This is a genomic window from Fervidicola ferrireducens (assembly GCF_001562425.1).
GTDB classification, from domain to species: Bacteria; Bacillota; Thermosediminibacteria; order Thermosediminibacterales; family Thermosediminibacteraceae; genus Fervidicola; species Fervidicola ferrireducens.
In genome coordinates this window covers 1-13055 of sequence record NZ_LOED01000050.1, presented here as the reverse complement: position 1 = coordinate 13055, position 13055 = coordinate 1, and the positions used below count along the sequence as shown (strand labels likewise).

The window sequence follows — 13055 nt, the reverse complement described above, 5'->3', positions numbered from 1 at the left end:
TGCTTTAGAGCGGCTAAACGAAGAGATACGCCGACGTGAAAGGGTTATTAGGATATTTCCCAACCGCGAATCAGCTATACGTCTAATTGGGGCATTGCTTATGGAACAGGACGAAAAATGGACTTCTGGCAAAAAATACTTGGATATGACCGAATACTTTGAGTGGCATAAAGAAAACTCCAAAAAAGTAAAAGAAAAAGTAGTTTCGATAAGTTAAACTTTTATCACCTGATTCTAACCAGAGGGAATTTTACACAAAAAATTGGACTTGATCGGTTTTAATGTGTTGACAAAAAATTATACTACCGCTGGAGATTATTATAGTTGTGGACAGGTCAGATTATACAACGATGATGGGTATAATACGTACACTACTTATAAAAGTCCTATTGTTACTTTAGGTAGTACTAAATCTTCTTTATTAAAGTCAAAGGGAATTTCAAATTATAAATATCAAATATATGGAGAAACATATGGTTCGGCAATTTATGCTGAAATTTTAGGAAAAGAACCAGATCTAATTGCGGCCATAGGCATTGATGGAACATACGGATATGTGCGCTCTTCAGACCTAACACCTCCCGCTCCGCGTACACCTGAAGAAGCTGTAGCTCAAAACAATGTTGGTGATAAATTGATACCCCTTTATGATAAAGACGGTAGAACAGTCATTGGTCAATTCAGAATTATAGCGGGGCAAGTTGAATATATCACTGATGATACAATAGACTAAAGCAAAAGTTCTCATCAATCACATAAAGATTCTGCTTACGCAGTGATTAGATAAGTTTTATAAGAATCCTGTGTGTTTATCAAAAAAATTTAAATAAGTTGTACACGGGGGAATTGCTATGCTCAATAAGTCCTTACAATAGATGGAGAAATACTACAAAAATATATCCGGTAGAGTTGTATACAACTTATTAAGATAGGGAGGAGGATAGATATGCTTACGAAGAATAAATTATTTACAATAGTAGTATTAATTGTGTTAGTTGTTAGTGCCTTTACATTCATACAAGCTAAAGCCCCAAATGAAGAAGAAAAAGGAGATATTGCGAAAGTTATAAAAAAAGCTGCAGTATTGGCGGATGAAATATACATTCAGGCAAAAAAGCATTATAAAGACAGGGCATCGGCTGAAAATAAAGCAACCATCATTGAAAACGGGAAGAAAGCTTTATACGAAGTTTTTACTGATGAACTAGCACAGCGTTTATATAAGAGTTGGGTAGAAGATCAATTTACTAATGCTGTTGAAGGACCAGATCAAATTGATAGTGGAGTAAATAGTATTGAATTTAAAGATCTTTCCATCTCTGGGAATGAGGCACATGTAACTGTTGTGCTCGAAAAATATATAACAGATAGAATAACTAAAGACGGTAAGAAATATATTGATCGGATGCAAGGGAAGGATATAATTAAAGCAACCTTAGTGAAAATTGACGGTAAATGGAAAATATCTGAGTTTACTGTAGAACCCGATCTAGATCCAGAACATATAATCCAACCCGAGTAATTTTAAAATTGCCCCGTTTACGATGGGGCAATTTTCTTAGATTTTTAGGAGTGGTGGTAAATTGAAAAAAAGATGGCTTGTTTATTTAATAGAAATCTTGATGCTAATTCCAATAATTGGGATATCATTATATTTTATTATTGATTTGAGGCAATATTTAGAATTGATCTTTTACAATAGAAACATTGTTACAAAACAGGACTATTATAGGTTTTGTATTAATGCATTTATTGCGGCGCTATTTATTGTATTTTTGGGTAATGCCAATAAAAAAATCTTAGGAATTTGGAAACATTTTTTGATTGCAATGGTTATTTTATCCGGTACCAGATTATTTTCTGCGTTTTTGATTGACTGGTTATGTAGCGACAAACTTTACTTTACCGGGTCTAATTATGAACCGTTGATTATACATTTGCAGCAGAAAGTAGGAGCAGCAATTTTATGTGGAGAGATTACAATTATTTTATTAATCATCTATTTACGAAATAGAAAAAGCATAAAAGGCTGTACTGGGAGAGAGGCCTCTAACATTAGTGATAAATATTTCAGGATAACATAAACAGATTGATATAGCGGACAATGTTCTTCATATTTCGTGTTTTCCTTTCTATAGCCGGAAGGCGGGACATACATATATTCCTCCAGTAAGGCTTTCGACGAAGAGATGCTGAAAGACCACTAGTGAATCAGGAACTGGATAGATTACTTTGGTTTTGCTTTACGGGACGCTGGGAAGGGACAGAAAACGGTTTGAGTGCAATTGAAAAGTATTTTTGCCGCTTTTTCTTAAATAAACAAGCGCAACTTCAGATTCCTTTCAACTTGACAGAAACCTTTCCCTTACAGGAAAACTCCATTATGATTTTATTTTATTTTATATCGTTTCTAAAGAAGACGCCGAAAAACAGCTAGAAAATGCGGAAAAATTCCTGGCAGCAGTTAGAAACTTTCTAGAAAGCAATTTTGGGATGGAGTTATAACATAAAATAAGCCGTGTGAAATTCTAACGACAATCCCAGGGCCTTATTGTCTTCGGTTTACTTTTAACCACAAAAGCGTAGTCCCCCGCAACCTTTATGGCTTCTTCCATGCTTACTGAACTTGCAATTCCCTTTCCGGCGATATCGAAGGCTGTGCCGTGGTCAACCGAAGTCCTTATAAACGGAAGACCGATGGTTACGCTTACGGTTCTCTCAAAATCCAGCATTTTAGCGGCGATGTGTCCCTGGTCATGATATAGCGAGAGCACGGCGTCAAAACGGCCCAGGTTTGCAAGGTGGAAGACCGAATCCGCTGGAACAGGGCCTACTGCATTTATGCCTTCAGCTTTAGCCTTCTCAACGGCCGGAATTATCTCTTTCACCTCCTCGTCTCCGAATAGTCCCCCTTCACCTCCGTGTGGGTTTAAGGCTGCCACAGCAATTGAAGGACTTTCTATGCCCAGTGTCTGCAGCGCTTTATGGCAGCTGACGAGAGTCTTGTAAATATTCTCCAGCTTCACCATGGAACATGCCTTTATCAGCGAAAGATGCCTGGTGAGGAAAAATATGCGGAGGTTTCTTACCTGGAACATTGTTAAGACATCGGGGCTGTTGGTTAGTTCTGCAAACATCTCCGTGTGACCGATGAAATCAATGCCCGCAGCATGAATTGCCTCCTTGTTTATCGGGGCGGTTGCGATACCGTCTATAAGGCCTGCCATTCCAAGTTCTACAGCTTTTTTAATGTATTCAAAGGCGGCCTTACCCGCTTCCGCGGATATTTTACCGAAGGGGATATTGTCACTTGCATTTTTCAAATCAATGAGGAAAATTTTATCGAAAGAAAAGTCTCTTTCGTCCAGTCGGTTCAGTGCGTCGATTTCTACGGGACAAACGTCTATCTTCACCTTTGTTATTTCTAAAGCTTTCTCGATGATGTTTTTAGAACAGATTACAACCGGCCTAACTTTTTCGTACAGTTCTTTATTGGACAGGGCTTTTACGACAATTTCTGGGCCGACGCCGGCAGGATCTCCTGCGGTAATTGCAATTATAGGTCTTTTTTGCAAGATACTTCACTCCTTCTTGAGATTTTTTTATTTCAGAAGAAATTCAACGCATTTTTCAGCGCTTTCCGTATTTCCCACGAGGCCTCACTTTGTCACGATTTTGAGGCCGTCAAAGTCACCGCCAACGAGAGTTCCATAGGCCGCCAGTGGAAGCACTTCTCCTGAAACTTCTACGGCAAGAGCCCCTACTTCCTGGCAGAAAGCTACGGTCATGTCACCGCCCGTGATGTAAACACCCTTGAGATTTGGGATCCCCTTTTCCAGTTACGTATGATTTTGCCGGACACAAAATTACCTCAATTTTGAGGTCTTCCATTTTGATTATTAATTCTTCACCTATTCCATCGTCGGTAATGAGGGCATCTACAGCATCAAGGCTGCATACTTTTGCGAAAGCTCTGTGACCGAATTTGGTATGGTCTGCCACTACCACCGATTTTGCGGCTGAAGTTATCATGGTTCTTTTTAGGTGGGCTTTTTCCAGGGTGGGAGTGTATAATTCTAAATCAGAATCGATGGCTGCTGCACCCAGGAACGCGATATTCACATTTACAGATTTTATAAAATTGATGGCTTCTTCGCCCAGGAGGCAGTATAACCCGGGTTGGACTTTGCCCCCTGTGGTGAATACATTGATATTTGCGATGTCGGCCAATTCGAGGGCTATATTCAAATCGTTCGTCACCACAGTTAGATTTTTGCCGGTCTTTTTTAGACATTTTGCAATCTCCAGAGTAGTGGATCCGGCGTCGAGTATCACAGAGTCGCCGTCTTTGATAAGGGAACACGCTTTTTCTGCGATTATCTGCTTGAGTTCGATATTTGTACTTACTTTTGACCGATAGGGGGACTTCATCTATAAATGAATCTCTGGGCAATGAACCGCCCCTTGCCCGCAGAAGATGGCCTTCTTTCTCAAGGTGCTTCAAATCGCGTCTTATGGTCATGGGAGACACCCCGAAAGTTGCGGCGAGTTCTCTCACTTCGGCCCGGCCGTTTTGTTTTATCCATTGTAAAATTTTTTTACGGCGTTCTAGCGTGAGCATTTTTGACCTCCGTGTTCAAAAAGGTAAAAGTTAACGAACATTAATTTCAAGAAGTAAGATTCATAAAGAGGGTACGAAACATGGAAACAAAAATAAGCTACAAAAAAGCAACGATCGTCGTAATGATGATAACATTGCTAAGCAAAATTACGGGCTTCTTCCGGGAGATAGTCCTCGGAAGCACCTACGGTGCGACGTACGTCACCGACGCATACCTTGTATCACAGACTATCCCGCAGATGCTTTTTGCCAGCGTTACGGCGGCCATAGCCACCACGTACATCCCGCTTTATTCCAGGATAATGGTAGAAAAGGGCAGGGAAGAGGCGGTTAAATTCACGAATAAGATTATAACCGCGGTTCTCTTCGGGAGTATGGTCGTAACATTTTTAGGCGTCATTTTCGCAAGGCCCATAGTTTCTTTTATCGCCATGGGTTTCAAAGGGGAGGCATTAAAACTTGCCGTTGGATTTACCAGGCTTGCCTTTCCCATGGTGATATTCATAGGCCTTAGCAATATTTTTCAGGGGTTTCTCCAGTCTAACAGCGAGTTTGCAGTGCCCGCACTGATAGGGATACCGTACAACTTCATAATCATCGCCGCCCTGTTTCTTCACGATATGGTGGGGCCCTACGGCCTTGTGGCAGCTACTCTGGCAGGATCAGCATTGCAGCTTTTGCTTTTATTGATTTATGCCTTCCAAAAAGGCTATAGATACCGGACTGTAATTGACCTTAAAGACGGGGATGTAATAAAAGTTGCGTCGCTATCAGTGCCGGTCATGATGGGGGCGGCGGTGCAGCAGCTGAACACTTTGATAGACAGGATGCTGGCGTCGGGACTTCCAGAGGGGAGCATTGCGGCATTAAATTTCGCAAACAAATTAAACGGCTTTGTCTACGGACTTTTCAGCATGTCCATATCGGTTGTCATATACCCACTTCTTTCCCGCCTTACCGCGGAGGATAATATGGTCGAGTTCAAGGAAAAGCTGGTGAAAGCCCTGAATGTGATCACCCTAATTATCCTCCCTGTTACCGCAGGTGCCGTCGTATTAAGCCATCCCATCGTGTCCGTATTGTTTGAAAGGGGAGAGTTTACCGGCAGGGCAACGTCCATGACTGCTTCGGCCCTCATCTTTTACTCACTGGGGATGGTTTTCTACGGGTACAGGGACGTCCTCAACAGGACATTTTACTCCCTTCAGGACACGAAGACCCCTATGATAAACGGGATGATGACCGTAGGGTTTAATATAGTGATGAACCTCGTGCTTGTAAGGTACATGCAGCACAGCGGTCTTGCACTCGCCACAAGCCTTTCAGCTGCGGTGACGACGATTCTCCTCATCTTGAACCTGAAAAAGAAGATATCCGGCCTGGGCGGGAAAAAGATTCTTGGGGTTTTTATAAAAAGCGCGGCGTCGTCGATCATAATGGGATTTGCGGTCCTCTGGCTTTACGGTATATCGTCGGCGTACATAGCAGCTACCGGGAAACTCGTAAGCATTGTTATTCTGGGATTAATCATCGGACTTGGGGCTATTTTTTATTTTGCTTTGATTTATGCATTTAGGGTTGAGGAGGCTTACTGGATTCTGGAAATTGCGAAAAAGTTAGTGGCAAAATTTGCTTATTGGCATGAATTTTGAACTTTATGTAGGGCTAATTTTTTATTTTAATATCCATTCCGTAAAAATGTATTTTTGCAGAATTTTCTACACACAGCGATTTTAGTGATAGAAGAGCTCGTTTTTGAACAAACACATCGCCACCGCTTGAATTGATGGTACATAAAACAATATCATAAACAACATGGTGCTGGAATAAAGATAAGATGAAGCTTTATTAAGGCGGTGGTGAATGTGAATATAGATAAAAAATTCTTTACGACCCTTATATGTTTACTGACCATCGTCGCTATTATTTTGGCTTCTAATGCGGCAATTTTTAAAAGAGCAATTTGCGTTTTTGCTGGGCGGGATAGATTGGTGCCTATATATAGGGTTCAGAGCGATGAAAAGAAAATTGCTATTTCCTTTGACGCGGCCTGGGGTTCGGACAAGACCCCAAAATTGCTTGAAATCCTGAGGAAATATAACGTAAAAACTACTTTTTTCCTAGTAAAGATGTGGATGGACAAATACCCGGACATGACGAAATTAATAGCAAAAGAAGGCCACGAAATAGGCAACCATTCTGCAACCCACCCGCGGATGGGTAGTCTTTCAAAACAGCAGATAATCGAGGAGATAAAATCTACCCATGAGAAAATAAAAGAACTTACCGGCCAAGAATGTAAAGTCTTTCGGCCACCTTTTGGTGATTACAGCAATACATTGATTGAAACAGCCAATGAGTTGGGATATTATGTTATACAGTGGGATGTAGACTCCCTGGATTGGAAGGATTTGAGCGCGAGTGCCATTTACAGTCGTGTGATAAAACAAGTAAGACCGGGGTCTATAGTTTTGTTTCACAATAACGGGAAGAATACGCCGGAGGCGCTGGACCCTATATTAAAGGAATTGACAAAGAGAGGTTATGAGATTGTTCCTGTATCCGAGCTTCTATTAAAGGGAGATTATTATGTGGACAGAAACACCGGAGAAATGCGGAAAAAAGAGTAAAAAGACTCGTTGACGGAATAATCCTGAAAATTTATAATTAGTTTGTAAATAAGGGCCAAAAATTGACCCTTTATGATAAAGGAGGAGCTGTTTTGGCGGAAGTCAGGATTCTTGTAGTCGACGATGAGAAAAAGATGATAGATTTGGTGCGGCTCTATCTTGAAAAAGAGGGATTCAAGGTTGATGAAGCGCTTAATGGGCAGCAGGCTCTCGAAATGATAGAAAAAGCCGAATATAATTTGATAATTTTGGATTTGATGTTGCCCGTGGTAGATGGTTGGACTGTCTGCAAGGAAATCAGGAAGAAATACGATATACCCATCATAATGCTTACGGCAAGAGGGGAGGAATTCGATAAAGTTCTTGGATTCGAATTGGGGGCGGACGATTATGTCGTGAAGCCCTTTAGTCCAAGGGAGCTGGTTGCGAGGGTAAAAGCTTTGTTGAGGCGATTCGGCCCTAGAGAACCCAGACAGGTATTGGAGTTCGAAGGACTCGTCATAGACCCCGAATCGAGGAAGGTTGTGGTTGACGGAAAAGAGGTGGCGCTAACACCAAAGGAGTTTGACCTTTTGTACTTCCTCGCTAAAAACAAAGAAAAAGTTTTTACGAGAGAAAAATTGTTGGAAGAAGTGTGGGGTTATGACTTTTTCGGAAGCTTAAGAACTGTTGACACGCATATAAAACAGCTCAGAGAAAAACTTGGGAGGAGCAAGGCGTCCTCGTATATCGTTACGGTCTGGGGAGTAGGCTATAAATTCGAGGTGGGAAAGTGAAGTTTAAAAATAGTATTACTGTAAAATTATGGATATATATGACGTTGTTGACCATAATTACTATTGTCTTTTCTGGATTCGTGCTGTCCAGTTTTTTTGAAGATTTTTATATCAAAATAAAACAAACCGAAATGATTAATGAAGGGCAGCAACTATCTACCCTCATCACCCACGGTATTGCGCCTGAGGAGCTCGTAGACATTAGTAGGTTTATAAATGCTTATGCCATCGTGGTAGATAGGCGAGGTCTAATTATGGCTTGTACCAACAGATTATATTTTGGGAAAAATCTTCCGATAGATGGGTCAAAGCTTTCGAGCGTGCTAAAAGGAGAAATAGTGGTGGATAAAAGTTATTTGCCCGAGCAAGAATCTTCAATGCTCATGGTTGCCCTTCCGATTGAACGCAATGGAAATGTGGTGGGAGGGCTTATTCTATTGTCACCGATGGCTTCCATTCAGGAATCCATTTGGGAAATCAGAAGAGGGATAGCTTTTGTGGCCGTGGGTTCTTTAATTTTGTCCACTTTTTTGAGTTTGGGCTTTTCGCGGACTATAACGAGGCCTCTCGTAAAAATGAAAAAGGTAGCGGAAAATATGGCAAAAGGTAATTTTGAAGACAAGGTCGAGATAAGTGCCGACGACGAAGTTGGAACTTTAGCTGAAACTTTAAACATTCTCTCCGATGCCTTGAAGAAAAATATAACTGCCCTTTCGCAGGAAAAAAACCAATTGCAAAACGTGTTGCTCAGCATGACGGACGGTGTCATAACTTTTGATCAAGCAGGGCAAATTGTTATGGCCAACCCCCAAGTAGAAGAATTGTTCGGGGACAGAGCAAAAAGAGAAGGTTGGGAGGAAAAAGCCAAAAGCCTTCTAAGCGAACTTGTCCGAAAAGTTAAAGAAAGTAAAGACCGCATAATGGAAGAAATAAAATTCGAAGGGAAATTTTTAAGCGTTAGATTAGCGCCTCTTTTTAATGACGAGTCAGAAGTGTGGGGCGTCGTGGCGGTTTTGCAGGATGTTACAAAGGAAAAAAAGCTGGAGTCCTTAAGGCGCGAATTTGTGGCCAATGTCTCCCACGAACTGAGAACTCCCCTGACGTATCTTCAAGGGTATACCGAAGCGCTAATTGACAACATGATTGAAGATCCGGGCGAACAGAAAAAGTATCTCAACATTATATTGGAGGAAACTCTGAGGCTTCGCCGGTTGGTCAACGACCTTTTAGACCTTTCGCAGATGGAGGCGGGGCATTTAAACCTTAAAAAGGATAGTTTCTCATTGGACAAGTTGATAGAAAGGGTAATAAAAAAGATCAACCCCGCCGTTGAAAGAAAAGGAGTTTCGATAGTAGCCGATGTGAAAGATATGCCGTTAGTTTTGGCGGATGAGGACAGAATAGAACAGGTTTTGATTAATTTGATAGATAACGCCTTGAGGTATACTGAAAAAGGCGGGAAAATAACGATACAAGCTTTTGCCGGCCCAGAAAGCGTGGTGGTATGCGTAAAAGACGAGGGGCCCGGCATACCGGAAGAAGAGCTGCCTTTTATTTGGGAGAGATTTCATAAGGTTGACAAGGCAAGGACGAGGGACAGCAGCGGAACCGGTCTTGGACTTTCTATCGTGAAGGGGATTGTGGAAGCCCACGGTGGAAAGGTTTGGGCAAAAAACGCAGGGGAAAAAGGAGCGGTTTTTTGCTTTACCATCCCCTATTCCCAGTAAAAGACCCCCTCCCGGTTTACCGGAAGGGGGTCTTGTTATATTTCCGAGAGGACTTCCTCCAGCGGATGGTATGGCAGATTGTGAGCTTCTGCCACGGCTTTATAGGTGATTTTGCCGTTTAAGACGTTGACTCCGCGGGCCAAAGCCTTGTTTTCCAGTATTGCTTTTTTCCACCCTTTGTTGGCGAGTTCCAGCGCGTAGGGAAGGGTTGCATTGGTAAGGGCGAAAGTGGAAGTCCTCGGCACCGCACCTGGCATGTTGGATACGGCGTAATGAATTACTCCGTGTTTTACGAATACCGGGTCGGCGTGGGTTGTGGGATGGTCTATGGTTTCCACGCAGCCGCCTTGATCGATTGCCACATCTACTATGACGCTGCCAGGCTCCATGGCTTTGACCATTTCTTCCGTGACGAGTTTCGGAGCCTTGGCTCCGGGTATCAATACAGCTCCTATTACGAGATCGGCTTTGCTTATGGCGTTCAAAAGATTGAAGCGGTTGGAGTAGAGGGTTTCGATGCGTCCCTGGTAAATGTCATCCAAATAGCGAAGCTTGTTTACGTTTATATCGAGAATTGTAACCCTTGCCCCCATGCCAACGGCCCTTTTGAGGGCACTGGTGCCGACTGTTCCAGCACCTACGATTACGATTGAAGCGGGGGGAACGCCAGGTACTCCCGATAAGAGCACACCCTTTCCTCCGCGGAATTTTTCAAGAAAAGCAGCTCCTTCCTGAATGGCCAATCTTCCGGCGACTTCGCTCATGGGTGTGAGCAGCGGCAGGCTGCCGTCGTCCTTCTGCACCGTTTCATAGGCAATTGCCACGACCTTGCTTTCCATTAAGGCTTTGGTGAGTTCGGGTTCGGGAGCGAGGTGAAGGTACGTGAAGATAACCTGTCCTTCTTTGAAGTATTTGTATTCACTCGGCAGCGGTTCTTTTACTTTAACTATCATCTCGCTGTTTTCCCAGACGCTTTCAGCGGAGGGCATTATTTCGGCGCCGGCTTGTTTGTAATCCTCGTCGTAAATGCCGCTTCCTTCGCCCGCACCTTTTTCGATTAAAACCTTGTGACCTGCCCTAACGAGGGCGTCAACACCGGCAGGAGTTATGGCTACGCGGTTTTCCTGAGGCTTTATTTCCTTTGGTACGCCGACAATCATTTTGCGTTTACCTCCTTCTTGTTAAAAAGAGATTTTTTACAACCTCTCTCCACGTTACACCTTGCAAAATTTGTGCCATTATGAAGTGTCGCTTTCCTGCTGGGATTTTGATTCGTTGAATGGAAACTTAAGTTTCCATTGTGGAATTATTCTAAAGTAATTCCATATTTTTTCATTTTCTTAATTACGGTGGTGTGGGAGACTCCTAAGATTTTTGCCGCCTTTCTCGCGCTCCCCCCCTGGCTGAGCGCCCTCAATAACGCTTCCTTCTCGGTCTCCTCAACCATCTCCTTTAAATGCAGGTATTTTTCGGAAGGTGAAAGCAAAAACGGAGGCGAATTTATTATTATGTCTTTGACTTTTATTATGTGATCCTTGCAGAGGTTCATCGCCCTTTCCATGACGTTTTCAAGTTCCCTGATGTTGCCGGGCCAGGGGTAGTTTAGAATAAGTTCCAGGGCTTCGGGAGAGATGCCCTGAACGGATTTGTTGAATTTCTGGTTGAATTTTTTTATGAAATAATCCACAAGTACGGGTATGTCTTCCTTGTGTTCCCTCAAAGGAGGCAGGTAAATAGGTATAACGTTGAGCCTGTAAAATAGGTCGGCTCTAAAGTCACCTCTTGAAACCATTTCCTCAAGTGGGCGATTGGTGGCGGCTATTATTCTCACATCTACTCTGATTTCCTCCATTTCACCTAACCTGCGGACGCTCCCTTCCTGAAGTACCCTTAACAACTTGGCCTGGATGTGCGGCGGGATTTCCGCTATTTCGTCCAGGAATATCGTACCCTTGTGGGCAAATTCAAATAGGCCCGGCCGTCCTCCTCGCCTTGCTCCTGTGAAAGTGCCGTCGGCGTAGCCGAAAAGTTCGCTTTCCAGCAAAGTATCCGGGATAGCCGCGCAGTTCACTACCACGAAGGGGTATTCCCTGCGAGGGCTTTCCATGTGGATTGCCCTGGCAAAAAGTTCTTTGCCGGTGCCGCTTTCTCCTCTCAGCAGGATGGTGGAGTCGCCTTTTGCCACGGTCTTAGCAAGTTCTATAAGGTCTTTTATTTTCCTGCTCCGGTGTATGATATCGTCGAAAGTGACCATTACTGGGCGCGTTAAGGAGTGGGCCAGCCGTCGAATTTCGGACATCTTCATTATCGTAAGCACGGCACCTGCAATTTCTCCTTTATCGTCGAAAATAGGTTTGGAGTTGACCATTACTCGGATGGAGCCCCGGGAGGAACTGATGGAAACCTCTTTTTGCTCCAGGGGTTTTCCGCTTCTTATTAGTTCCAGAACTTCATCCGGAAGTTTGATTACTTCATATAGAGTTTTCCCGATCGGGGGGTGGCTGATACCCAAAATTTGCATGGCTCTGGCGTTGCAAGTATTAATGATTAATTTTTTGCTTACTGAAAGTATGCCTTCCTGTACGGAATTTATAACCGTTCTTAGTTGTTGCTCCGCCAGTTCGTGAGGCATCCATTCCACAGGAGTTACTTCGTAGACGTCGGGAATGAGGGAAATGCGATTGATGATGTAAGAGAGCTTTTCTTCCGGCAGGGGTTCCACCTGGAGGTAAATTTCACCCCGTTTCACTTCCAGAGAAACTATGTTAGCCCCTCCTTGAGCTACGATTTCCGAGATATCCCTTACCATACCCACTCTGTCTTTAAAGCGTATCCTGTACCTGAATTTTTTCACAGGAAACCCTCCGAACAAAATTTTAACCTACTAATGCTATTTATTATAAATATTCTCTATTAACTAACAAACACCTTTCGAACTGGAAACCTGGAACGAAAAGTTTCCAAAAAGCGTATTAAAAAATTTTATGATCATTTTGTTAAATTCATAATGTGTAACGATAAAGAAAAGATCAAGTCCAATTTTTTGTGTAAAATTCCCTCTGGTTAGAATCAGGTGATAAAAGTTTAACTTATCGAAACTACTTTTTCTTTTACTTTTTTGGAGTTTTCTTTATGCCACTCAAAGTATTCGGTCATATCCAAGTATTTTTTGCCAGAAGTCCATTTTTCGTCCTGTTCCATAAGCAATGCCCCAATTAGACGTATAGCTGATTCGCGGTTGGGAAATATCCTAATAACCCTTTCACGTCGGCGTATCTCTTCGTTTAGCCGCTCTAAAGCA

Annotated in this window: 14 protein-coding genes and 1 pseudogene; 8 read left to right on the top strand and 7 right to left on the bottom strand. The window is 42.8% G+C overall.

Translation table 11 applies throughout. From position 1 onward, the window contains the following. From AN618_RS11600 to AN618_RS11585, 4 genes are all read left to right on the top strand, one after another. Nucleotides 1-217: transposase (locus tag AN618_RS11600; RefSeq protein ID WP_187694918.1), on the top strand; the 217-nt coding region annotated here is incomplete at its 5' end. A gap of 45 nt (nt 218-262) precedes the next feature. Further along, nucleotides 263-733: a hypothetical protein gene (locus AN618_RS11595; protein ID WP_066355350.1), complete on the top strand. Its 471-nt coding sequence runs from the start codon at nt 263-265 to the stop codon at nt 731-733. Nucleotides 734-946: 213 nt separating this feature from the next. Further along, the gene (locus AN618_RS11590) at nt 947-1522 is read left to right on the top strand and encodes a hypothetical protein (RefSeq protein ID WP_066355347.1); all 576 of its coding nucleotides are present in this window, start codon (nt 947-949) and stop codon (nt 1520-1522) included. A 61-nt stretch (nt 1523-1583) separates the two neighbouring features. After that, nucleotides 1584-2084: a hypothetical protein gene (locus AN618_RS11585; RefSeq protein WP_066355340.1), complete on the top strand. Its 501-nt coding sequence runs from the start codon at nt 1584-1586 to the stop codon at nt 2082-2084. A 444-nt stretch (nt 2085-2528) separates the two neighbouring features. Here AN618_RS11585 and pdxA read toward each other — a convergent pair whose 3' ends face one another. The 4 genes and pseudogenes from pdxA to AN618_RS14200 all read right to left on the bottom strand — a co-directional run. Further along, complete coding sequence (gene pdxA, locus AN618_RS11580) at nt 2529-3575, bottom strand: 4-hydroxythreonine-4-phosphate dehydrogenase PdxA (RefSeq protein WP_066355338.1); 1047 nt, start codon at nt 3573-3575, stop codon at nt 2529-2531. 84 nt (nt 3576-3659) lie between these two features. Beyond that, complete coding sequence (locus AN618_RS12875) at nt 3660-3788, bottom strand: hypothetical protein (RefSeq protein WP_083515207.1); 129 nt, start codon at nt 3786-3788, stop codon at nt 3660-3662. A 1-nt stretch (nt 3789) separates the two neighbouring features. Next, nucleotides 3790-4431, bottom strand: a complete 642-nt coding sequence (locus AN618_RS11575) for a DeoR/GlpR family DNA-binding transcription regulator (protein WP_066355336.1) — start codon at nt 4429-4431, stop codon at nt 3790-3792. A gap of 34 nt (nt 4432-4465) precedes the next feature. Next, nucleotides 4466-4621: pseudogene (locus tag AN618_RS14200) on the bottom strand (DeoR family transcriptional regulator); the annotation flags it as partial. A gap of 80 nt (nt 4622-4701) precedes the next feature. Here AN618_RS14200 and murJ point away from each other — a divergent pair. The 4 genes from murJ to AN618_RS11555 all read left to right on the top strand — a co-directional run bounded on the left by murJ (nt 4702) and on the right by AN618_RS11555 (nt 9754). Then, nucleotides 4702-6273: a murein biosynthesis integral membrane protein MurJ gene (gene murJ / locus AN618_RS11570; protein WP_066355335.1), complete on the top strand. Its 1572-nt coding sequence runs from the start codon at nt 4702-4704 to the stop codon at nt 6271-6273. A 213-nt stretch (nt 6274-6486) separates the two neighbouring features. Next, on the top strand, nt 6487-7251 hold the full coding sequence (locus tag AN618_RS11565) for a polysaccharide deacetylase family protein (RefSeq protein WP_083515206.1): 765 nt from the start codon (nt 6487-6489) through the stop codon (nt 7249-7251). Between the two features lie 134 nt (nt 7252-7385). Beyond that, entirely contained in the window at nt 7386-8027 is a 642-nt protein-coding gene (locus AN618_RS11560; protein WP_066355352.1) for a response regulator transcription factor, read from the top strand. Further along, complete coding sequence (locus tag AN618_RS11555; RefSeq protein ID WP_066355331.1) at nt 8024-9754, top strand: ATP-binding protein; 1731 nt, start codon at nt 8024-8026, stop codon at nt 9752-9754. Before AN618_RS11560 ends, AN618_RS11555 begins: the two co-directional genes overlap by 4 nt. Before the next feature lie 35 nt (nt 9755-9789). Here AN618_RS11555 and ald read toward each other — a convergent pair whose 3' ends face one another. The 3 genes from ald to AN618_RS11540 form a co-directional block, all read right to left on the bottom strand. Beyond that, on the bottom strand, nt 9790-10914 hold the full coding sequence (gene ald, locus AN618_RS11550) for an alanine dehydrogenase (RefSeq protein WP_066355325.1): 1125 nt from the start codon (nt 10912-10914) through the stop codon (nt 9790-9792). Between the two features lie 146 nt (nt 10915-11060). After that, a complete protein-coding gene (locus AN618_RS11545; protein WP_187694934.1) occupies nt 11061-12608 on the bottom strand; it encodes a sigma 54-interacting transcriptional regulator in 1548 nt (515 codons plus the stop codon). A gap of 230 nt (nt 12609-12838) precedes the next feature. After that, on the bottom strand, nt 12839-13055 hold a 217-nt coding region (locus AN618_RS11540; RefSeq protein ID WP_187694918.1), incomplete at its 5' end, for a transposase.